Here is a 23376-nt window from a genome sequence, read left to right as displayed (position 1 = left end):
TCATTGTAATTAATTGCCCCCCATGAAGAATTAAGCTTTTTTATATTCTAAGTAGATTAAAGATTTTTCATCAGAAATTATATCCGGCTCAACATTCGATTTCTTTAAACCAGGCAGCCAAATGACCGTTCCCGTTTGATCGATGATGACCGGCCACACATTTCTTTCTAGCATCGGGATCTTTTCATTAATAAAAATATCCTTTAACTTTTTAGTTCCACCTAATCCCTTGACGGCCATCCGCTCGCCTTCATTCCTGTTTCGGACTGTAAGAGGAAGCTGAACAGCTGATTCGGGAAGTATAAAAGAATGATTTCCTCTAAGTACCGGAATTTCTTCTTTTATATAGTGCGCTTTAATCTTATATCCATTCGGAAGAATAGTCTCACCGGGAATTTGTAATTTATAGGAATATTTTTGGCTTTTTTGCCGGAAAAACCTAAACGTGCAAGTTTGATATGATTTTTCCGCAATAAGGCCCTCCGGAAGATGCAATTCTGCAGATGGTTGAGGATTCAAAAACAAAACTAAAAGTTGGTCAATATGTAATGCCGAAAGCGATGAAGGTCTCTCCAAATAAAGATAGTTTAATATTAGTTGAATCGCCCTTCTTTGTAAAGGTTTAGGCATCGCGAGAACCTTATCAATCTGAATAACCGCTTGATCTTTATCCTGTGTGATCCAAACATCGGACATTTTGCTTGAAACCAGGTTCAAAAAAAACTCTTCATCTTCATAAAGCTCTTCACTGAATCGTTGAAAATGCTCATGAACCTTGCCATTTTCTTTCTTTAAAAACGGAAGGACTTCATGTCTAAAACGATTTCTAGCATAGACACCGGTTTCATTGCTCGGATCAAATCTTGGTTCGATATCATGAAGGCCCGCATATTCGATTATTTGGCTTTTCGTGATTTCAAGAAAAGGCCTGATCAGATTTCCGGTATGGAAACGTCTCTTTATAGGAATACCTGCCCTTGCCTTCCCTGTCGCCCCTCTAGTTAAACGCATGAGCATCGTTTCGATTTGATCATCTCCATGATGCCCCAGGACAAGAGTGGAGGCTTGGTGCTTATCCATCATTTCTTCATAAAAGGCAAAACGCAGCTTTCTTGACGTTATTTGTGAACTTTCCCCCGTCTGTTTCATCCGGGCTGGAACATCGATCCTTTTTCCCTCAAATGTAATGCCCCACCGTTCACATATATGCTCGACATATTTATAATCCTCATAGGATTCTTCACCACGAAACATATGGTCAACACTCGCAACAATCATCTCGTAATGAAAGAGAGATTGAATTTCCTTAAGGATATGGAGAAGCACCAATGAATCCGGCCCTCCGGAAACGCCTATTAGCAACTTCGAGTTCTCCTTAATCAATTCGTTTCTATAAATGGTGCTCAGAACTTTTTCCTTTAACATACAATCTTCCTTCTTTATGAACAGGCATTAGTTTTATACGATTCAATCATGAAATGGTTTCAATTATTCCATGGCATTTCACCTAATAACTATATCATAACAACTGTTCATATATGTAAAGAACATAGAGCATCGAAATGATGGCAACCAACAAAAAAGTTTCAAAAAAACCGCCACTTTTCTTTTTTGAATGGTTTTGGGACCTTCTTGCTTGTCTCGTTGCAGGTTGAATTGTTTGTGACTGGCCGGTAGATGCCTTGGTCGGACCCTTTTTCTTCGAGTGATTTTGCTTACTTAGCACCGTGACCAAATCCTCCCGCATTTGGAGGGCAGAATCATACTGCCCGTGAAGTGCTTTATCCAATATCTTTCTATATGGGTGCAATTCCTTTTTCTGCTTAATCAAGTCGTTAAGCTGTCTATACCCCTCCCCTTGCTTGTGGAAACGTCCAGGATAGGCCGAATTGATTATAATCATCGCCACAGCGAACAAGTCATATTGCGGATCTGCCTTTCTTGATCCAAGACCCCAGTAACCCCTGTCAAAGAACTCGGTGAATTCTTTAACAGATCGCCCAATTAAGGTGGTTCCGCCTACATCTACGCACCTCACCTTATAGGCTGGTGAAGTCACAATCAAATTCTCAGGTTTTAAATCGCCGAACACCCAGCCATTGGTATGCAAGGCAGACAAGCTGGTTAAAAGCTGAAGCATTAAGACTCCAATCCATGATGACCCTTTCTTATCGATGAAACGCAAAAAATCGTGTCCGTGGATATATTCCATGACATAAAAAGGGAGCTGCTTTCCTGTTTTCATGAAATCATCCGCTTCCAAAAAGGAAGGTCCAAGGGTAGACCCCTGGACCTTTGAAAAGGATTTTAGGATATTCATCTCCGAAATAATGGACGTCCCATTATCACTGAGCTTTAAAGCATAATGACGATTTTTGCTTTCAACCAAATAGACGATCCCGTTCGCTCCACACCCCAATTCCTTAATTATTTTGTACTGGTTTTTATTCCATTTTCCAGTGACCAAACTGCCAGGCAGGAGTTTACATTGATTCCTCAAAGTATTGTTCATCATCATGTGATAACAATCCCCTCAATGAACGTTTTTTATTGAAATATGTTAAAGCTTCACGAATGGCTGGACCTGTCGGAGTGAGTCCCCCTGTACTAAGCTTTGGAAAAGTTGCCGTCAGGGCTTCAAGGTTCGGGGTCCAATCCAGCAACTTTTCAACATCATTTCTTTTCCCAGGAAATACGAATACGGAAAAACTGCTGTCACCCATTCTTGCATTCATGCTAAGGGAAAGATCTAATAAGGAATCTTTTACTGTAGGCAGTTTATGTTTCATGCTTGCACTGGTATCAACAAGAATCAGTACTTCGAGCTTGCTCGTTTCCCCAAGCTCATCGACCACCTCCATCACTTCTCCTCGTTTATCCGGCGGAAGATCCTCCATCGTTTTTGAATCTCCAAGTATTTGTTGAAGTTCGCGATTGATAACTCCCTGTATAGTTTGAGTCATTGCCTTTTGTGTCACCATTTGGACGGTTTGTGACAACTGCTGGGAATAGACTATTTGACTTACGCCACCTCCTGAACCAGCAATCTTCTCGATCTCCTTAAGACCCTTTTCATCTATAACATCATTTTCCATGACACCTATGACATTGATTGTTATGCCTTGCTTCCTTGCTAATTCAGCCATGGCAGACGGCTCCTCACCATGATTTGAACATCCGTCGGTTATAAGCAAAATCTGTTTTAATGTTCCTGCTTTCATGTTTTGCTCTCCCTTCCTATCAATTTGTTACCATAATTGACTAAAAAGGGGGAATTTATACGCTAAGACATCGCATCAAGTCACATCATGGAGTGGAGTGCTTGAAAAGTCTCTTTACCTTTTAACCTTCTTCCATTTCACCACCTCATTTTTGGTTTTATTTATTATATATATAAACGGCCTACTGGGCCTTTTTGCGTTTTGGAGAAACGGGAATGGATGCCCATTTCGGTGTGTTATGCTTGATTTTCGATGTTACCACTGTCATGTCATCATCTATGATCCCTTTTGTTCGGATGACCTCTTCCAATATTAAATCAGAGATTTCCTGCGGATCGTCTGTTTCCATTTCCTTAATTTTCCGTTTAAGCCAGAACTCGATATTTTCAACATGTGAGGGGCCATCGAACACTCCATCGCTCATCATGATTAGTATGTCCCCTGCCTTGAGCTCTTCTGATACAACATCAACATCGAAATCCTGGATGATTCCCATAGGGAGGTTACTTGATTCAATTTTTATTATCCTATCCCCCCTTTTAATGAAACTCGGTATTGAACAGATTTTTAAAAACTTAGCCTTTGCGTCCTGAAGATCAATCATTGCCAAATCAAGAGTCGAAAATATTTCATCGGTAGTGCGTAGAGATAATACGGAGTTTACGGATTTAATGGCTATTTTTTCTTCAATTCCCGATTGTAAAAATTTTTGAAGCAGCTTCAATGTCTCTGTACTTTCAAAATGGGCCCTTTCCCCATTTCCCATTCCATCACTAATGGCTATTGCGAATTTGCCGCAGCCAATTTCCATGGTCGTATGACTATCTCCTGATACAAGCCCTCCCCCCTTGGCAGCATGAGCAACACCCGTTTCGACCGTGAATTTTTTTGCTGACCTAAATATCACCTCACATTGCCCGTTTGGATACGTTGCACACTCTTCTGAATGAACGACTATCGTTTCCCCTAAAATGTCAGAAAGCATAGGTGCAATCAATTTTTCACATTCCCCTCTGCCCTGGCAGTATGGGACACTCATTTCTATATCAACATTCCCTTGTTCTAGACTGTATATTTCTACATACCCTATGTGCAGGCCAAAATCCTGGATGGCTTCCAAAATGGATTCTTCATGTACATGATGATTCTTCCTTTCCCTTTGAATTTCTTTCGCAAAATCATCCATTACTGCCGAAACTCCCCGCAATTGATCCGCAACTAGCTTCCGGCTTTCCTTCACCTGCCTTTTTAATTTTTGGTTGGCTTCAAAATAAGTAAGCTCCTGTGATATCGCCCCAATGACCTGAGGGCCGCGGCTACAATATTTCCCCCATTCCTTCGAAGTCTTTTGGGGAAGCTGACCATTATTTTCACTTAATTGAAGCATAATTTCCTGCATGCCGTCATAGGTTGTATTAAAGTTCTTGGACCAGCACTGTTCCTTTTTAAAACAAAGCTGGCACGTCTTTTCCGTTACATTACTTAAGAAGTAGTCGAATTCTTTCTCATCTTCCTCCAATCTCCCCCTTTCATCCACTTGGGAAAAGCTATTTGAGAGCGCCTCAAATACATGTGAGAATTGCTCCACTCTTTGAGCGGTGACATCCCTCACTTTCCGGGCATACTGCTGCTGTTCATCAGAATTCTCGACTGTTCCCGGTATATGTTTCGCTATTTTGTTGATTATGGATGACGGTGTTAATATAAATAGGGCCACAGCTATAATTGATTCATAGAGGGTCACCATAATATTGCCGGTGCCCTCACCATATAAACCTATCAGTAACGTAGCAATCATGAGGCCCGCGGCAACCCCTATCTTCCTTCCCTCCTTCAACAGACCGCCCAGAAGCCCGGAAAAAGCGAGAAGGCTCATTTGATAGAGACTAGCAATACTTGCCAGGCTGAATATCAATCCAGTAACTACACCTACAGTGGAGCCTATGGCGGCCCCTCCCGCCAGCCCGAAGAGGAGGACCAAGTATCGCGAGAATATATGGTCGAGTGATAGATCGTATATCATCCAGCCTATGGTTCCGGTCATCACCGAAGCCAGCAGGATGATGATGCTGACGATTTCCTCCGTCTTTAATGATTGGGACTTTGTCCGAATGGTCAGCAGCGGGATGGACTGTATGAAGATTAAGGTTAAGATCATTGCGAGTCCCGCCTCTACTCCTATCATCATTAAGTCGTACAGCTGAATCGTTCGGAATACCAGATATTGCTCGGCCAGGTTGACCAGGAATAGTGAAGCAAAAACGTACATCGACATCGTCTTGAATTGTCCTTCCACGGCGGGCTTCTTGATCTTATGAAATAACAGGAGCAGAAACGCCGATGCAAAGATGACTAAACTATTAGAATAGTGAACGGTCAGCCCACCTGCAATCAATCCGAATAAAGCAAGTGGTGCCCTGTCACGTCTCATGAGAAACACGGCTGCGAAAAACGGAAGTCCAAATGGTGCCAGCTGTGAAAGAATTAATGCCCGTCCTAATAAAAAACCAATAATTGCTAAAGAGATACCTTTTTTTATGAATATGTCTTCCGTCTTCATTTGCAGTTGTTGGATCCAATTGATGGCCCCTGCCTTCGCTTCTTTTAACTGAACATCACCAAGAGGTTCCATCATAGGTCTTTCTACTTTTTCCATTTCAACACCCCATTCGTATTAGTGATTTTTATTATATAGAGGGCTTGTTTATTTTTTTGTCAGAATTTTATAAGCGGATAAGAAAAACGTTCGACGAAATTCTTCTTGAACAATCATTTGTATACAGGTTTTTGTGCCTTTTTTTCCAATACAGAAACGGGTGTTCTTTTTTTTTTGAAGAAAAGCAAAGTTTTTAGGTTATTTTTGCGGAAAATAACACGAATAAATAATCAGGAAATGGAAACCGACAAACTTTATTTTTTTTGTTGACATTTATTCTTCACGAATGTAAGATATAACTTGTGCTTCAGTAGCACTTATCATTATGGCGGCGTAGCTCAGCTGGCTAGAGCGTACGGTTCATACCCGTGAGGTCGGGGGTTCGATCCCCTCTGCCGCTATCTTTTTTCATAAAAATAATGGCCCGTTGGTCAAGCGGTTAAGACACCGCCCTTTCACGGCGGTAACACGGGTTCGAATCCCGTACGGGTCATCAAATACAAAAGCGCCTCTTTACACCTATCTCAGTAGGTGAAGAGGCGCTTTTTTTATGTTGTTGATAATTAAAAGAAGACAAGCCGGCAAGCTTGCCTTTATCTACACTATGAATAATTTCACAGGAAAAGTTGCTAAACTATTATTTTCAGCAGCAGTTTTATCCGCGTCTTCCTCCTCGACCTCCCCGTTTCGTTTCGGTGCTACGTTTAAGGGTCGTTAAGCGGTCTTCGCTATCTTTTAAGAATTTAGCCATTTTTTGCTCAAAGTTTTCCTTCGGTTGGAAACCATTACCTTTCGAGCGGAAGTCTTTGGAACGGCTGTCATTCCCTCTTCCTTGGCGCGGACGTGGTGTGTATGCAGGTTTTTGCTCAGCTTCAGGACGGTCTATCGCTTTTTTTATGGACAAGCCAATCTTGCCATCTTTAACATTGATGACTTTCACCTCAACTGTATCGCCCACTTTTAAATGATCATTGATATCCTTGACATAGTTATCAGCCACTTCACTGATATGGACAAGACCGGTTGAACCTTGAGGTAGCTCTACAAATGCACCAAAATTAGTTATGCCTGTTACTTTACCTTGTAACTTGCTGCCTACTTCGATTGACATAAAAAAAATGTTCCTCCTTAGAAATGTTAAAAAATCTCTTCACTCTATATTATAACGAAAGTAAAAAAACAGTGTCAATATTAGTCACTATCTTCCTTCCCTTTTGGAAGGGTAAATATGATTTCGCCTTTTTCAGATAAGAAATAATCCCGTCTGGCTATTTTCGCTATATAGTCGTCGTCATTAAGCTTTACGATTTCTTCTTTAAGAAGGGTCTCGTCTTTTTTCAATTCAGCTAACTTTCCCTTCAATTCTTCCTTCTGTTGTACTTTCTCATCCAGTGCAACATTTTGCGTTATGAGGGTGGAAACGGCAAAAATCAAAAAGACAGCGGCGAAAACTGAGTAAAGAGTTAATCTACGCATTAGACCACGCTTCTTTTTTTCTACGGTTTGTACTTTTTTCTCTTGTTGAGCGACGTAGGGATTTTCTATTTTTGCCACTTTCCTTTTACGCAGGCTACTCATTTTTTATCGCTCCTCATTTCTTTTTATTTCTCCATCTATTTAGCGTTCTAAATATAGAATTCTTTATTTTCAATAAAATCCCTTTTCCTTTATTATAAAACTTCCCGACGTTTTTCGTAACAAAAACCGGCAATAAATTCCATATATAGATCAAAATCCATTTTAATGGCCTCCAGAAAATATTCAAAATGAAAAGAAGTATTTTCCCCGCCCATTTTAATAATGCTAAAACGAACTTACATATCCCGAAGATAATGGCTATTACAGATACTATTACCCATTTTATCGGAACAAATATCAGCATGTGAACCGAATTCGTTATAAATCTCGCCAACTTTATCACAAGTATTATCAAAAACTCTAAAAAACGTTGATAGAAACCTTTGAAAAGTGCTTGATAAGCTGAAAAACCGCATAATAAGGCCAAAAATAAATAAAGGCGAAACTCTCCCTCATTCACTAAAAACAAAACATAAAAAATAAGGAGACCCTGAATGATCCAGAAAAGGAAGTCATGGATGAATACAATCCACCTTTTCCTTTCTGATCGTTTCAGGAACCGGCTATACGTATCCAGGGCAGCTCCAAAGCCACTGCCCATGCCTATCATCGCAAGCAACGTATAAAATTGAATCGTTAAGGTCATTTGAACAATTTGCCAAAGAAGCCTTTAGCTTTCTCCCCTGATTGCTCATCTAAATAAACAAGGTCGAAAATCTTTCCCTTAATGGAGACGATGCCTTTATCAACGTCTAAATTCTTCATTTGCAAGTTTTGGCCCCGGATAGATAAGAATCCCATTACAGTTTCGAGCAGAAACTCCTCATTATCAAAACTTTCAACTTGTTTGACACCGGTAATATCAAGCAAACGGCGGCCTTTCATCGTTACATCGTGCTCTTGGGTCGTTCCCTTTGTGTAACCAGCATTCGGATCATTATATTGGCTCATTTTTTCATCCCTCACAGTACCACTGATTTTGTACAAGTGTATGTCCGTAAGAGCGGAATTAGAACCAAGCCTGTCCTTACTCCTCCGCTAGCTTTTCTTCCTTTACGATGGTATACATATCTGCAGCCGCTTCTTTTTTGGTCGTTTCTTGAATTTTATCGACACGTACCGTAACGAGCTTTTGACCGAATCGTACAGTCAATTCATCGCCATCTTTCACATTTGAACTTGCTTTGGCCTGTTGTCCGTTAATCGTGATTCTCCCTTTATCGGCAACCTCTTTCGCAAGTGTGCGGCGCTTGATCAATCTTGAAACTTTTAGGAATTTATCCAATCTCATCGACATTAATATCTCTCCCTTAATTAAAGTCCTTTAGCTTTTGCTTCATCCCAATATGAATCCAGTTCTTCCAATGTATATTCCTCAAACTTTTTGTCTGCCCTTTGAATGCACTCTTCTATATATGTAAAACGCCGGTGGAATTTCTGGTTTGCTTTGTAGACGGCTTCTTCCGCTTGTATGTCATAATAACGTGAAATGTTGACAAGCGCAAAAAAGAGGTCGCCCAGCTCTGATTTTATTCTTTCGACATCCATTTTCGGGCTTAATATTTCAGCTTCCAATTCCTGTACTTCTTCCCTGACCTTTTTCCAGGCTTCGGAAACCTCATCCCAATCAAATCCAACCTTCGCAGCCCTTTTTTGATACTCTTCGGCCCGAAGTAAGTTTGGCAGCGATTTCTCAATCCCATCAAGTATGGATTGCGATGCTTTTGTTTCGCTCCCTTTTTCATTCTCTTTGATTTTCTGCCAGTTCACTAATACATCTTCCTCGCCGTTCACTTCAACATCTCCGAATACATGAGGGTGGCGTCGAATCATTTTCGCCGTAATGCCTTCAATCACATCGTCTATCGTGAACATGCCCTCATCTTCACCGATTTGTGAATGAAGCATCACTTGAAGCAGGACATCCCCAAGTTCACCAACCATGCCCTCATCGTCCTCTTCATCGATGGAATCAATCAGCTCATATGCCTCTTCTATTAGATATTTCTTCAAGCTTTCATGAGTTTGTTTCTTATCCCAAGGACATCCTTCAGGACCTCTAAGTTCTGCGATGACCTGCCGCAGCTTAGAAAACTCCCTGTATCGTAAAGCTTCTTCCCTAACAGGCGGGACATAAACACTCGTCAAGTTACTTAACTCCATCTGACGGTCGAGCTCGAACAGAGCGCATCTTGTCACTTTTTCCTGACTGCTTCCTGCCGCTGTAACGATATATACCTCGTAGTCATCCGGTAGCTTTTCCATTAAAGTCAGCTTCACATTGGACGCACTGAATGCGTCATACACCTGTCCGATTATCATATGCTGGGTAATGTGCAAATCATCTGGTGAAAGATCTGTTCCATCCAATAGCTGGAACCCTTCAATCGGATCGATTTTAACAGCCTGAAACAAGGGATCAAGGAAACTTTGCCCGCCTTCCAGCTTAATGGCTATTCCAAGAGCCGGACCCTTTTCGAGCAAAAGCTGAACCGTTTTTTCCGCTACCATAGGATGCCCCGGAACTGCGTAAAGAACGGAACGGTTTGAAGCCTCCTGTAATAATGTTCCGGCAATTTCTTCATATACCGCTTCAAATTGGTCGTGCTTTTCATATATCCCGTCAAACGCCGTGAAATTGATTCCTTCCTTTTTCAAATCCCCGATAACCGGATGATCAATAGTTCTGATGAAGCATTGTTCTGTTTGCAGCATTTTTTTATAAATTCCTAGGGGAAGCTGATCTAAATCCCCTGCACCAAGGCCTATTATCGTAATCTCATTCATGATTTCGTATACTCCTATTCGTTATAATAAATCGTTTAAGCTTTGAACCTGCAGGTATAAGTGCAAGTTCTTCTTCACCAAATAAGCCTGAACGAATGGCGGTCATCACAAAAACGGCTGCACCGATCCCTACACCGGTCAAAGCTTGAATCGTAGCTAACAACCGGCTCTCGCCTGAGGACATCAATTCGAATAAGCCATTGAATATAACAACCGCCGTACCCATGTAAACCGTACTCTTCAAGATTATTAACACGTGCTTCTTTTCAATTAATGTCTTTTTAATATGTACTCTCAATACCACATAAAATAATACAGACATGATCATAAACGCAAGCACTGTTGCCGAGGCTGCTCCCGCGATTTTGTAATGAGGCACCAGGACAAGGTTCAAGGCCCACTTGCTGACCACACCCACAAGCGTGATGATCACCGGTATGAACGAATAGCCTAAGCTTTGAATCACTGCCGCTTCTGCCATTATGACGGATGTGAATAAAATCGATAAAGAGAAAATTGCTAAAGTAATGGTCCCTTTAACATCCGTGAACAGCATATGATTGACAGGCTCCATCGTCACCACCAGCCCGATCGCAGCTGCGAGTCCTATCGTCGCGCTTACACGAAGCGCCAATTTGATTTTATTCAATAATTCATGTTCACTTTTCCTCTGAACGAATCCGGATATTACAGGTACCAGTGCCAATGCAAAAGAATTAGCCACGACTGTACCTAGCTGAAGCAAAGGCTGTCCCCGGTCATATACCCCTTTCCATTCCTTGGCTTCCTTTTCCCCCATCCCCGTTTCCCTTAGTAGGGAATATAGGTGCAGAGAATCGACAAACTGAAACAAGATAAGGATCAAGCCAGTTATACAAAAGGCCAACCCTTGGAAAACCAGGACTTTGGAGATTTTGATGAAATTCACCGGTTTGATTCTCATCCGTAAAAAAAGCTTCCATTCTTCTCTTAAAATAACGAAAGCAATAAGCAGTACCAGGCCGGTCATGCCCCCGGTTATCGAACCGAGGACCGCTCCCTTGCCGACCACATAAGGAGAGTAGCCCTGATTCACGAATATCGTTGAAAGAACCAGTATCGTCAACACACGGATGCATTGTTCAGCGACCTGCGAACTTGCTGTCGGTAACATGTCGTTTATTCCTTGAAAATAACCTCGTAAAACAGATGAAATCGGCATTAATAGATATGAATAGGCAACGATTCTCAGCAGACCGGCTAAACGAGGATCCTTCATCCATCCTGCTATCCAATCAGCGCCAAGGAATAGTGCAGCAAACATCATGACTCCTATCGAGCTTAAGACGACGAATGATGTCATTAAAATGTCGTTGACCGCAAAGTTATTTTTGGAAGACTCCCGTTCAGCAATAAGTTTGGATATGACTACCGGAAAGCCGAGTGTTGATAATGTAAAAGCAACACCGTAGAAGGGGTAGACCTGTTGATAGATATAAAACCCGATGTCACCCGCAATGTTCTGATAAGGAATGCGATAGGCCGCACTCAATACTTTTACGATAATCGCAGCTGCGCTCAAAATCAGCGCACCTCGAAGAAGTTCATTTGATGTTTTATTAGGCTTTTCAGCCATTCTTTTTCCCCTTTTCACTCATATGTGGTAGTTATTATAGCATAATTCTAATGGTTATTTTTCAATTCCAGCCATACTGTTAATTAATTTCCATATCCACTTCTTTTTTAGAAATTGCAAAAAGGACAGCGCGATTGCTGCCCTTTCCACCTTTAAAAATATAATGGCATGTCCAAGGTTACTGTTCCATTTGTCTAGCTAGGAAACTTGCTGCTGTTTCAACCGATTTCTGTTCCACTTCACCAATGGTACTATCTTTAGAGAAAATCAAGACGGCACCAATCGGGTCGCCACTCGCAATGATCGGAGCTGCAGTATAAGATTGGACCTCTTCATCATTGGAATCAACGAATGAAATTTGTCCATTTGGAGACTCCAGGACAGGATTTCTTTCTTCCATGATTTTTTCCACTAGTTCACTAACGCTTTTATTTAAGTATTCTTTTTTGGAGCCGCCTGCCACTGCAATGTAAGTATCCCTATCACAAATCATAACTGGATTTCCAAGGCTATCATAAAGTGCTTCTGCATATTCCCTAGCAAAATCGCCTAATTCACTAATAGGAGAGTATTTCTTAAGGATGACTTCCCCATCCCTATCCACAAATATTTCCAGTGGATCTCCTTCACGGATACGGAGGGTCCTGCGAATTTCTTTCGGGATGACGACTCTTCCTAAATCATCAATTCGGCGAACGATACCAGTTGCTTTCATCTAATGTTGCCTCACTTTCATCTAATTGATTTGATAAATCCTCATTTTGTAGCAAAATCATCACCAGCTATTGTACTTAGTATTTTTCTAATGGTAAGTTCTATGCACTTTGAAAAAATTTTTCTTTTTGTTGCATTTTTTTACCATGGTACCTAAAAAAATTTCTTCAAGAGGACTATCATTCAATTTTAGTTTTTTGTGGCTTGAGTCTCTTTTTTTACATATTGTAAACCCTTGGTCATCTCAAATAAGATATTAAGCCATTTGCTTTGTTCTACGCCCTTTATGTGCAGGACCAGCTTCATTCTATTGCCGTCCATGCCGAAGCCGACCATACGGCCATACTTCGATCCCAGCTCGAACACCTTTTGTCCATCCACATCGCTGCTGACCTTTTCCCTAAGGATAATGCTGATTTCCTGCTTTAATTGTTTAATGCTTTCAATTCCGGCCTTTTCAGCATATACCTTCATTTCGGCAATCAAGAATAAATAGGAAACTTCGTCTGGATACTCTCCGAAACGATCGATCATTTCATCCTGTAATTCTTCCACTTCTTCAAGCGAAGCAATACCTCTGAACCTTTTATACATTTCTATTTTCTGATGTCCATCCATTATGTAGGCATCAGGGATATAAGCATCCACTTCAACATCAATTTCAAGGGTGTTCTTTTCTTCGGCTGGCTGGTCATTACGTTTCGCATCTACCGCTTCTTTCAGCATTTGTGAATACAGATCAAAACCGACTGAATCGATGAAGCCATGTTGTTGAGCCCCCAAGATGTTTCCAGCTCCCCTGATGGATAAATCACGCATCGCGATTTTGAACCCTGAACCCAATTCTGTAAATTCCTTAATGGATTGAAGACGTTTTTCTGCCACTTCAGTCAACACTTTATCTTTCCTATAAGTGAAGAATGCATATGCCACCCGATTGGATCGTCCTACACGCCCACGCAGCTGATAGAGCTGTGAAAGTCCCATTCTATCCGCTTCATTCACGATAAGCGTATTGACATTCGGGATATCAACACCCGTCTCTATAATGGTTGTACTCACCAAAACATCATATTCGCCTTCTAAAAAGCTGAACATGACGGATTCCAGTTCTTGCTCTGTCATTTGCCCATGAGCATAGGTGACACGGGCATCGGGCACAAGCATGGAAATTTCTTCTGCTTTTCTTGCTATATCCTCTACCCGATTGTAAAGGAAGTAAACCTGACCATCCCTGGCCAATTCCCGTTCTATCGCTTCCGTTACCAACGAGCCATTATACTCCATGACATAAGTTTGGATCGGGAACCGGTTCTCAGGCGGTGTTTCGATGACGGACAAATCCCTCACGCCCAACATGGACATGTGAAGGGTTCTTGGAATCGGCGTCGCAGTCAAAGTCAGTACATCCACATTAGTTTTTAACCGTTTGATCTTTTCCTTATGTGTAACGCCAAAGCGCTGTTCTTCATCAATGATTAGCAATCCCAAATCTCGGTACACGATATCTTTGGATAAAATCCTATGCGTACCAACCACAATATCCACCGTGCCGGCCTTCAATCCTTTAATCGTCTCGGTTTGCTGTTTTTTAGTCCGGAAACGGCTCATATGACCAATCGAAATCGGATAATCTTGAAAACGCTCCCTTAATGTTTCATAATGCTGCTGGGCGAGGATTGTGGTCGGAACAAGAAATGCAACTTGCTTGCCATCCATTATGGCTTTAAAAGCGGCCCGGATGGCCACCTCTGTCTTCCCATATCCAACATCACCGCATAATAAACGATCCATCGGCCGTTCCCGTTCCATATCCTTTTTGATTTCGACGATGGAACGTAATTGATCTTCCGTTTCGTTATAAGCGAATGATGTTTCGAATTCCCTCTGCATATCACCATCAGGTGAAAAGGCATAGCCCTTTGCCGCTTCTCTTTCTGCGTATAACTTGATTAAATCATCGGCAATATTCTCAACGGATGATTGAACCTTGCTTTTGACACGTTTCCATTCCGTTCCGCCTAGCTTATAAAGCTTCGGTTCCTTTCCTTCAGAACCGACATATTTTTGGACAAGATCAATCTGGTCGACAGGAACATACAATTTGTCATCCGCTTGATAACGAATATTCAGGTAATCTTTATGGACCCCGTTGATCGTAAGGGTCTCAATACCCAAGTATTTACCGATTCCGTGGTTAACATGAACGACATAGTCACCGATCTTCAGTTCGGAATAACTTTTGATTCGCTCCGCATTCGATAGTTTCTGTCTCCGTATTGATTTCTTTGTCTTCTTATTGAACAATTCCGTTTCCGTTATGATACTGAATTTTTGCATAGGTAATTCAAAGCCGCTATTAAGACTGCCGCGTAAAATCTGTACTTTACCTGGAAGAATGCTGTCCGCATTAAACAGTTCTGCGGCCTCTATATCATAATCGGCCAAAACCGAATGCAGCTTTTTTACCCGTTCTTCATCCTGTCCAAGTATGACGACTGTGTATTTACCTTTTTTCCAACGTTCCAGTTCAGCTTTGAACACATTCATCTGTCCATGGAAATTTTGCATTTGTTTACTGGCAAAATTCAGGATATTCTGAGGATTCGTATGCGGTACATGCCGTAAAAACAATGAAAGGTATACAAACGGCCTGCTGGATTTCACTATTAATTCCTGCATGGGATGAGCCAATTTTATATCATGGATAATTTGTCCCTGACTTAAAAGGTCTGTGTACCACCCAGCCTCTTCCTTTTCCAAAGAATCATTGATTTCCTGGATTCTACTGATTTCATCTAAGAAAACCAAACCATTTACCGGTAAATAATCTATTAAACTAGCTGGATCCTCATACGCTAAACTTAAGTATTTAAAGATTTTGTCAGGTATATTTCCCATTTTCAGCTGTTCAAGTTCATAACTGATCGTTTGAACCAGCTGTTCCTTAGTTTTCTCATCTTTAAGTTTTTTCAAGCTTTTACTTAATCCGCTCTCGAGCCTTGTTATGATTCTTTCGATATGCTCTGTCTCTAGCAAAGCCTCACTGACGGGACCAATCGTCACCTTCTTGAGTTTCTCGATGGATCGCTGATCTTCGCTTGAAAAGGTCCTTATTGAATCTATTTCGGTATCGAATAATTCAATTCGTATTGGATTTGGTTCGGTGATCGGATAAATATCGATTATGCCGCCCCTGATACTGAATTCACCTGGAGAAGCAACCATTTCAGACCGGTTATAACCCATGGCAATGAATTTATTAAGCGTTGATTCAAGCTCGATGTCTTCCCCTAAATTAAATGCTAGCTGATGCCTCTTCCAAATATCCTTTGGAGGAAGCACACGACGTACCCCTGGAATTGGCGCAATGACAATCCCTTTCTTTCCTTCCGCCCAAAAGTTCAATGCCTCTACACGTTGAGCCCTTAATTCCGGGCTGGCTACACTCAAATCAGCCGCTATCAATTCATTGGCTGGATATATATATAATTCTTCCTCGGGAATGAAACTGGATAAGTCCTCATGGAATTTTTGTGCTTGCAATAAATTATGGGTAACCAATAAAATAGGCCTATTCGTCTTTTCATATACGGAAGCCAGCAATAGTGATCTCGAGGAACCTGTCAGACCAGAGACGATTTGCTCCTTAAGTCCTTCATCGATGCCGGCTATTAACGAATGAACATCATCTTGTTTGGAGAACAAGTTCTGTAATCCATTCATTTTATTTCCCCCCTCTCTTAACGTGCGAAAAACATTTGAATTCTTTGTATTAGAACTTGGCCATTTAACCAAGCGTCCTTTTTATTAAAGGCACTTTTTTGTGCCCTGGATTCCAGACAAACGGAAAAATGCTTTGGATTTTGTCCAAAGCCCTCTCCCGCTAATGAATAATATAATCGTTTTCATATAAATCAGGGTTTCTTTGCAGCGATTCATGACAGTCTTCACATATCGCCCTTACATGCATATCCCCTTCAGAATCATAAACGATCATCTCTTGTCGCTCTTCATCGGTAAGTTGATTAAAACCTAACTGCTCCGTACTCAGTGAGTGTGCCTCGATTGAGCCCAGCTTAGTTCCGCAATGTCGGCATCGATAATGGAGAGCCATTTGGTAACCCCCTATTTAGTAATAGTGTTAGTATGTACAAAAATAGAGGGGTTTTATTCAGCGAAACAGGAAGATATTATTCTTTACTTATATCTACTCTCTGCTTATTGGTTATATTCGTTCATTACCTGTAGAAATGGTTTTTCCAACCAGGCTTCACAAGAAGCTGCACTTTTTTCGATCGTTGCACCGACATGATCCCATTCTTCAGGCGAAAAGCGCCCTAAGACATAGTCAGATACCGGAATACGGCCAATCGGGCGGCCAATCCCTATTCTGATTCGATTGAATTCTTGCGTACCCAAATGGGCAATTGAAGATTTTATCCCATTATGACCGCCTGCACTTCCTTTTTGACGAAGGCGAAGCTTCCCTGGAGGCAAATCAAGGTCATCATATATAATGACAACATCCGCGATATCCACCTTAAAGAAATGCATAACAGCCGAAATGGATTCTCCTGACAAATTCATGTAGGTTAAGGGTTTAAGCAATAAAACCTTTTCTCCCTTTACCATTCCTGCACCATAGATCCCCTTATGCTTTGCTTGATCAAGTGGGATCGACCATCTTTTGGATAACTCATCTATTACTTCAAATCCGACGTTATGCCGAGTTTTTTCATATTGTTTACCTGGGTTCCCTAACCCTACAATAATTTTCATGATTCACACTCCGTCATTACGGTTATTTAGGGAGTTACGCTGGGACGAAGTTTTTCCAAGATCATTGACCTTAGAAAAATAGTACCCTAATTTCAACCTTGCCTGCAAGCTACCGGAGAACTAATTAGTAAAAACCCTATTAAAGGAGTCGATCACGAAAAAATGGTCCGGCTTAAATCGATGATCCAGAGATTGAAAAGACGTAACTCGTTAAGAGCTACGCCTATTATATCACGATTCACTTGTTTAATCCCGGCATCATGACTCTGGTGATGCCTTGGTTTCCCTGCCTTCTTCATTTTCAGGGATACCGCCATCTTGCTGTTCACCTGTACTTATTTCCTCTTCCTGACGAGGAGCCAGAACAGATGCAACGACTTCTTCACCATCGTTGTCGATTGTAACTTGTTTATTCGTTTGAATATCGGATATGTAGATTGTATCTCCTACCTGAAGTTCGGTAACGTCAACATCGATGGAGTCAGGAATGTCATTAGGTTTAGCTGTAACCGTCACTTCATGAAGAGACTGCTGAAGGACCCCGCCGTCTTTCACGCCTTTACAAACACCTACAAGGTTAACGCGTACTTGTGCCTGTAATTGGGCGGACATATCTACAATTAAAAAGTCTGCATGATAAATGGAGTTCTTTATTGGATCCTTTTGATAGTCAGAGAGCATGACTTTATAATTCTTACCTTCCAAGTCCAAAGAAATGATTCCATTACGGCCTATTTCCTTGATTGTCTTTTGAAGCTCAATATTATTGACTGAAATGGCCGTACTGTCATTTTTATTGCCATATACTATCGCAGGGATTTCGCCGCTTTCTCTCAAATTCCTTAAATTAGAGTGTTTTGAATCCGTACGTTCTTTTGCAGCTAATATATTACTCATACATCCTCCGCCTTCCTGAATATGAATTGCAAGTTTCTCTATATTTAACATTTCCCTAAATGGCGAAGCATTAAACATGAAAGGTAAAATCCAAAGGGAGCAAGAAGGTGATAAACATATGGTAAACATAGGAATTTGCTACAAAAAACTTTTTTCATTTTTTTCTCTGATTCAAGCGTGAATCGCCTTTTTTTCCATTTCCCCCTCAACTTGCATCACCCGGTTAAGGATTTGGGCTGCTAGTGATGAATATTGAATGCTATCCTTTTTCCGCGGTCTCGGCAGATTGATTTCCTTATTCATGACGACTTTGCCTTCTTCGATTAATAAGACACGATCGGCAAGCATTACGGCTTCTTCAACATCATGTGTAACAAGTAAGGCAGTAAAGTCCCTTTTCCTCCATAGTTCCTCAATCAGCCTTTGCATGCCAATTCTAGTCAAAGCATCCAATGCCCCTAACGGCTCATCCAAGAGGAGTATGTCAGGTTGGTTCACCAATGCCCTCGCTAATGCCACCCTTTGTTTCTGCCCCCCAGATAAAACGGACGGCCACTCATTTGCTCGATCGGCAAGGCCCACTTGCTCCAGTAATTCCATAGCACTTGGCTTCCAATCCCCTTTTAAGCCTACACCAATATTTTCAAGGATTTTTTTCCAAGGAAACAGCCTTCCATCCTGAAACATCGTACGTGACGATCTATTTAATCCATTCAAAGGCTTTCCATTCACCAGTATCTGCCCGTCCGTCGGCTTCTCCAGTCCTGCCACAAGACGAAGCAATGTGCTCTTTCCACATCCACTTTTGCCGACAATGGCTACGAATTCCCCTTTTTTAAAGGTGAGGTCCATTCCCTTTAATACTTCAAACTCCCCAAAATTCTTTCTTACCCCCTGCAACTCCAACGAATTTCCACTTTTCATGCAAATGACCTCCTCATTGGTATGATGGATGCCACTTTAAGCATCTTTTTTCAATTATTTTGGCCGCAACGTCCGATATTTTTCCCAATAAGGCATATAAGAGAATACTGAGAACAACAATATCCATCCTCATGAATTCCCGGGCATTCATAGCCATATATCCTATTCCGGAATTGGCGGATATAGTTTCTGCTACAATTAATGTGACCCACATGATTCCAAGGGAGAAGCGGATACCCACCAAAATGGATGGAAAGGCTGCAGGGAGGATCACATTCCAGAATAAAGAAAAACCACTTAGCCCATAAACCCTCGCCGCTTCGATTAATTCCTTATCCACCGATTTCACTCCATGAAATGTATTTAAATAGATAGGAAACAGAACCCCTAGGGCGACAAGGAAGATTTTCGCTTCTTCTTCTATACCAAACCATAGAATAACCAGCGGTATTAAAGCTAAATGCGGAATGTTACGTAACATCTGAAGCGATGTATCGAATAAGGTTTCTGCAATGGATGATAATCCATTTAATAAACCCAGTACAAAACCAATGACACCGCCTATTAAAAAGCCGATGAAGGCACGCTGAGCACTGATGCCGATATAATCAATAAGTTCACCTGTCTCCAATAAAGCAACACCTGCTTGAAATACTTCAGTCGGGGCAGGCAATATCCGATCCGACAAAATCCCCCACAATGACAGCAGCTGCCAAGTTACCAAAAGGAGAATGGGCACAAGCCATGATATGAGGTGGAACCTATTGAACTTTTTGTTTAACTTTTTCTGCATCATCAATTTCACTTCCTTTTGTAGGGTAGTGGTCATTAGCCAGTATTTCCCCGAATGGGCTCGTAGCTTTTGAAACGGGTGCTTGCTGCTGTTCAACAGGGAGCAAAGGGAATAATAATTCAGCAACTCTATACGCTTCTTCCAGGTGAGGGTACCCGGATAAAACAAAGGATTCTATTCCGATTTCTTCATATTCCTTCATTCTGGCGGCAACATTTTCAGCACTTCCGACTAGTGCTGTACCGGCGCCCCCGCGCACTAGACCAACACCCGCCCATAAGTTTGGACTGATTTCGAGTGAATCCCTGCTTCCTTTATGAAGTTGCGACATCCTCTTCTGTCCCACTGAATCAAAGCGTTCAAAAATCTTTTGTGAATTTTCAATCATTTCATCATCCACATATTTAATGAGTTCGTCCGCTGCCTGCCAAGCTTCTTCTTCCGTTTCTCTTACGATGACATGCATGCGAATGCCGAATCTGACTTCACGTCCGTACTCTGCTGCCTTTTTACGTACCTTTTCAATTTTTTCAGCCACTTGCACCGGCGGCTCACCCCAAGTCAAGTAGACATCAATATGCTTTCCCGATATATCGATGGCTGGATCGGATGAACCTCCGAAATAGAGCGGTGGGTACGGTTTTTGTACAGGTGGCAACAGAATATTTCCACCTTCAACCTTTAAGTGCTCCCCTTCATATTCCACACTCTCACCAGACATTTCCCTTCTCCAGATATCGAGAAATTCATTTGTTTGCTCATAGCGTTCCCCATGATCCAGAAATACGCCATCACCTGCCAATTCGACCGGGTCCCCCCCAGTTACAACATTGATCAAAAGACGGCCATTCGACAACCTGTCGAAGCTTGAAGCCATACGCGCAGCTAAGGTTGGCGACATTAAACCTGGACGGATAGCAACTAAAAATTTCATTCTTTCCGTTGCAGAAATCAATGAAGAACCAACTACCCAAGCATCCTCACAGGATCGTCCCGTTGGAAGCAAAGCCCCTTCAAATCCCAAATGATCAACTGCCTGTGCAATTTGTTTTAAATAAGGAAGTGTAATCGCTCTCCCTCCCTTTGTCGATCCTAAATAGCGACTTTCCCCATGTGATGGCAAAAACCAAAATACTTTCATTTTATTTCCCCCTTAATTTTTTTTAACATCTGCAGATGCATCTAGAACATTAATTTTGCTTGGAATTAATTTAAGATTGTAAAATGTATCGGCAATATTTTGTTGATCATCCAAAACCGTACTGGAAATCTCCTCAAGTCCGTATTCTTTTCTATTTAATGTTTTTTCTAATGCCTCCACACTCATTCCAATTTCCGGAGATAAAAACTCAGCGACATCCCCTGGGTTTTCTTCAATCCATTTATCAACTTTTATCAGTTCTTCTTTGATGATCTTCAAAGCCTCTTCGTTCCGGGCAAATGAATCAGTTGCCAAGAAGAATTCTCGATTCGCAACCAGTCCTTCTCCATCCCGGATCGTTTTCGTTTCAAGCTCCAATTCCGCCGCTGATAAAAATGGATCCCATATTACCCAGGCATCGATTTGGTTTCCTTCAAAAGCAGCTCTCGCATCAGCCGGTGGCAAGTAGACGGGCTGAATGTCATCAAGAGTAAGACCTGCTTCCTCTAACGCTTTGACCAATAGGTAATGAACATTTGAACCTTTATTCAAGCCAACCTTCTTTCCCTTTAACTCTTTCACATTTTTAATGGGTGAATCCTTTTGTACGACTATAGCCTCTCCTGATGGGTTTGCCGGTTGATTGGCAATGTAGACAAGTGGTGCCTTGGCTGCTTGTGCAAATATCGGCGGCGCCTCCCCTGTGTGCCCAAAATCAATGCTGCCGACATTCAAGGCTTCAAGCAGCTGAGGTCCTGCAGGGAATTCAGTCCAATCGACGGTATATCCCACTTCTTTTAAACGTGTTTCCAGATTCCCTTTTGATTTTAAAATATTTAATGTCCCGAATTTTTGATAACCGATTTGGATGGTTTTCTCTGATTCTTTTGCGTCAGCACTTGTGGAGCTGTTCTTTTCCTGCCCACATGCACTCACTATCAGCATGAAGATGCTAAAAATGGATAGGAGCCATATCTTTCGTTTTTTCTTCATATTCTGCACACCCTTCTTAAACTATTTATATAAAAATAAAAGGCTCCTTTCCTTCACCGATAAGACAATAGGGCAAAATGATGCCCAATGTTTTATTGGTAAGTGAAAAGGAGCCTTCGGTAGTCCGATCGGCGTTAACCAGTATGTACCTGCGTTAGTTCAGTTTTTCATTCCATGAATATGAATTGAATTTGTATAGCTATTTTATTATTACTATTCTCATCTGTCAACTAAGAATTAAGTATTTTCTGAAACTTTTAAACAAAAACACGGCGAGCCCGATGGCCCGCCGTGTTTTTGTTTATTATGTTATCAATCGAATAATGTGCTGACTGATTGTTCCTCATGCACACGAATAATTGCCTCTGCAATCAATGGTGCTACAGAAAGTCCAGTAATTTTATCGATTTTCTTATCTTCAGATAGGGCAATCGAGTTAGTCACGACCAATTCCTTGATCGTTGAATTTTGAATCCTTTCGATGGCAGGACCTGAAAGGACTGGGTGTGTACAACAAGCATAAACTGCTTTAGCGCCATTCTCCACAAGGGCATTGGCCGCTAGTGTGATAGTTCCTGCAGTATCGATGATGTCATCAATCAGTATTGCTGTCTTCCCTTCAATATTACCAATGATGTTCATGACTTCAGCCACGTTCGGTCTTGGACGGCGCTTATCGATAATGGCGATCGGCGCTTTTAGGCGATCGGCCATTTTACGGGCACGAGTTACACCGCCATGATCTGGGGAAACGATGACGATATCACTTAAATCTTTTTCCTTGAAGAAATCAGCTAAAATCGGAACAGCAACAAGGTGATCGATCAGAATATCGAAGAAACCTTGAATTTGTGGCGCGTGAAGATCTAATGTGATTACACGGTGGGCACCAGCCGTTTCTAAAAGATTTGCGACAAGTTTAGCTGTAATTGGTTCACGCGCACGCGCTTTACGATCTTGTCGGGCATAACCGTAATATGGCATTACAATATTGATCGTTTTAGCTGAAGCACGTTTAAGAGCATCGATCATAATTAAAAGTTCCATTAAATTTTCATTGACTGGTTGGCTTGTTGATTGTATTACGTAAACGTCACAGCCACGAATGCTTTCTTCAATATTAATCTGAACTTCACCGTCACTGAAACTTGTTACGCTACATTTTCCAAGTTCAACACCGATTGCAGCAGCAATTTCCTGAGCTAAATCGAAGTTTGAATTTAAAGAGAATACTTTTAAATTAGGATCTAAATACTGATTTGACATGATGACCTC

The 23376-nt window shown here is 41.5% G+C and carries 21 protein-coding genes and 2 tRNA genes; 2 read left to right on the top strand and 21 right to left on the bottom strand.

Features of this window, described 5'->3' with window-relative positions; genetic code table 11:
• Window positions 1–30: 30 nt before the first annotated feature.
• The 4 genes from tilS to spoIIE form a co-directional block, all read right to left on the bottom strand.
• Window positions 31–1425 (bottom strand): tRNA lysidine(34) synthetase TilS, encoded by a 1395-nt coding sequence (tilS, locus tag ACYP5M_RS26035; protein ID WP_427575521.1) that lies wholly within the window; start codon window positions 1423–1425, stop codon window positions 31–33.
• Between the two features lie 94 nt (window positions 1426–1519).
• Complete coding sequence (locus tag ACYP5M_RS26030) at window positions 1520–2518, bottom strand: protein kinase domain-containing protein (RefSeq protein WP_459735705.1); 999 nt, start codon at window positions 2516–2518, stop codon at window positions 1520–1522.
• Window positions 2484–3221, bottom strand: a complete 738-nt coding sequence (locus ACYP5M_RS26025; protein WP_101225922.1) for a VWA domain-containing protein — start codon at window positions 3219–3221, stop codon at window positions 2484–2486. Before ACYP5M_RS26025 ends, ACYP5M_RS26030 begins: the two co-directional genes overlap by 35 nt.
• A 181-nt stretch (window positions 3222–3402) precedes the next feature.
• On the bottom strand, window positions 3403–5877 hold the full coding sequence (gene spoIIE / locus ACYP5M_RS26020; RefSeq protein ID WP_101225921.1) for a stage II sporulation protein E: 2475 nt from the start codon (window positions 5875–5877) through the stop codon (window positions 3403–3405).
• Between the two features lie 327 nt (window positions 5878–6204).
• Between spoIIE and ACYP5M_RS26015 the strand changes: the two genes are divergently transcribed.
• Window positions 6205–6278: transfer RNA gene (locus ACYP5M_RS26015), tRNA-Met, on the top strand.
• A 20-nt stretch (window positions 6279–6298) separates the two neighbouring features.
• Window positions 6299–6370 (top strand) — tRNA-Glu (locus ACYP5M_RS26010).
• A gap of 162 nt (window positions 6371–6532) precedes the next feature.
• Here the strand turns inward: ACYP5M_RS26010 and ACYP5M_RS26005 are convergent.
• The 17 genes from ACYP5M_RS26005 to ACYP5M_RS25925 all read right to left on the bottom strand — a co-directional run bounded on the left by ACYP5M_RS26005 (window position 6533) and on the right by ACYP5M_RS25925 (window position 23367).
• On the bottom strand, window positions 6533–6988 hold the full coding sequence (locus ACYP5M_RS26005) for a S1 domain-containing RNA-binding protein (protein ID WP_101225920.1): 456 nt from the start codon (window positions 6986–6988) through the stop codon (window positions 6533–6535).
• Between the two features lie 80 nt (window positions 6989–7068).
• Window positions 7069–7455: an FtsB family cell division protein gene (locus tag ACYP5M_RS26000; protein WP_101225919.1), complete on the bottom strand. Its 387-nt coding sequence runs from the start codon at window positions 7453–7455 to the stop codon at window positions 7069–7071.
• Between the two features lie 13 nt (window positions 7456–7468).
• Window positions 7469–8101, bottom strand: a complete 633-nt coding sequence (gene yabQ / locus ACYP5M_RS25995; RefSeq protein WP_101225918.1) for a spore cortex biosynthesis protein YabQ — start codon at window positions 8099–8101, stop codon at window positions 7469–7471.
• On the bottom strand, window positions 8098–8406 hold the full coding sequence (yabP, locus tag ACYP5M_RS25990; RefSeq protein ID WP_101225917.1) for a sporulation protein YabP: 309 nt from the start codon (window positions 8404–8406) through the stop codon (window positions 8098–8100). Before yabP ends, yabQ begins: the two co-directional genes overlap by 4 nt.
• Window positions 8407–8482: 76 nt before the next feature.
• A complete protein-coding gene (locus tag ACYP5M_RS25985) occupies window positions 8483–8746 on the bottom strand; it encodes an RNA-binding S4 domain-containing protein (RefSeq protein ID WP_034316386.1) in 264 nt (87 codons plus the stop codon).
• A 23-nt stretch (window positions 8747–8769) separates the two neighbouring features.
• A complete protein-coding gene (gene yabN, locus ACYP5M_RS25980) occupies window positions 8770–10242 on the bottom strand; it encodes a bifunctional methyltransferase/pyrophosphohydrolase YabN (protein ID WP_459735704.1) in 1473 nt (490 codons plus the stop codon).
• Window positions 10235–11857, bottom strand: a complete 1623-nt coding sequence (locus ACYP5M_RS25975; protein WP_459735703.1) for a putative polysaccharide biosynthesis protein — start codon at window positions 11855–11857, stop codon at window positions 10235–10237. The genes yabN and ACYP5M_RS25975 overlap by 8 nt, the downstream gene beginning before the upstream one ends.
• 178 nt (window positions 11858–12035) lie before the next feature.
• The gene (gene spoVT / locus ACYP5M_RS25970; RefSeq protein ID WP_063235918.1) at window positions 12036–12572 is read right to left on the bottom strand and encodes a stage V sporulation protein T; all 537 of its coding nucleotides are present in this window, start codon (window positions 12570–12572) and stop codon (window positions 12036–12038) included.
• Between the two features lie 188 nt (window positions 12573–12760).
• Entirely contained in the window at window positions 12761–16297 is a 3537-nt protein-coding gene (gene mfd, locus ACYP5M_RS25965) for a transcription-repair coupling factor (protein ID WP_459735702.1), read from the bottom strand.
• A gap of 160 nt (window positions 16298–16457) precedes the next feature.
• Window positions 16458–16688 carry an anti-sigma-F factor Fin family protein gene (locus ACYP5M_RS25960; RefSeq protein WP_034316319.1) on the bottom strand — a complete coding sequence of 77 codons (231 nt, stop codon included), beginning with the start codon at window positions 16686–16688 and terminating at the stop codon, window positions 16458–16460.
• Between the two features lie 104 nt (window positions 16689–16792).
• Window positions 16793–17353, bottom strand: a complete 561-nt coding sequence (gene pth / locus ACYP5M_RS25955; protein ID WP_101225913.1) for an aminoacyl-tRNA hydrolase — start codon at window positions 17351–17353, stop codon at window positions 16793–16795.
• 258 nt (window positions 17354–17611) lie between these two features.
• Window positions 17612–18250 carry a 50S ribosomal protein L25/general stress protein Ctc gene (locus tag ACYP5M_RS25950; RefSeq protein WP_101225935.1) on the bottom strand — a complete coding sequence of 213 codons (639 nt, stop codon included), beginning with the start codon at window positions 18248–18250 and terminating at the stop codon, window positions 17612–17614.
• 171 nt (window positions 18251–18421) lie between these two features.
• Window positions 18422–19174, bottom strand: a complete 753-nt coding sequence (locus ACYP5M_RS25945) for an ATP-binding cassette domain-containing protein (RefSeq protein ID WP_402945537.1) — start codon at window positions 19172–19174, stop codon at window positions 18422–18424.
• A gap of 13 nt (window positions 19175–19187) precedes the next feature.
• Window positions 19188–19970 (bottom strand): aliphatic sulfonate ABC transporter permease SsuC, encoded by a 783-nt coding sequence (gene ssuC / locus ACYP5M_RS25940; RefSeq protein WP_230178759.1) that lies wholly within the window; start codon window positions 19968–19970, stop codon window positions 19188–19190.
• Window positions 19936–21108 carry an FMNH2-dependent alkanesulfonate monooxygenase gene (gene ssuD, locus ACYP5M_RS25935; protein ID WP_427575512.1) on the bottom strand — a complete coding sequence of 391 codons (1173 nt, stop codon included), beginning with the start codon at window positions 21106–21108 and terminating at the stop codon, window positions 19936–19938. Before ssuD ends, ssuC begins: the two co-directional genes overlap by 35 nt.
• A 12-nt stretch (window positions 21109–21120) precedes the next feature.
• On the bottom strand, window positions 21121–22101 hold the full coding sequence (locus tag ACYP5M_RS25930) for a sulfonate ABC transporter substrate-binding protein (protein WP_101225910.1): 981 nt from the start codon (window positions 22099–22101) through the stop codon (window positions 21121–21123).
• Between the two features lie 312 nt (window positions 22102–22413).
• A complete protein-coding gene (locus ACYP5M_RS25925; protein ID WP_057276495.1) occupies window positions 22414–23367 on the bottom strand; it encodes a ribose-phosphate diphosphokinase in 954 nt (317 codons plus the stop codon).
• Window positions 23368–23376: the final 9 nt, after the last annotated feature.

This window comes from Peribacillus sp. N1, assembly GCF_054600815.1.
Note: the sequence above shows the minus strand (reverse complement) of the source record. Positions and strands in the feature narration are given on the sequence as shown.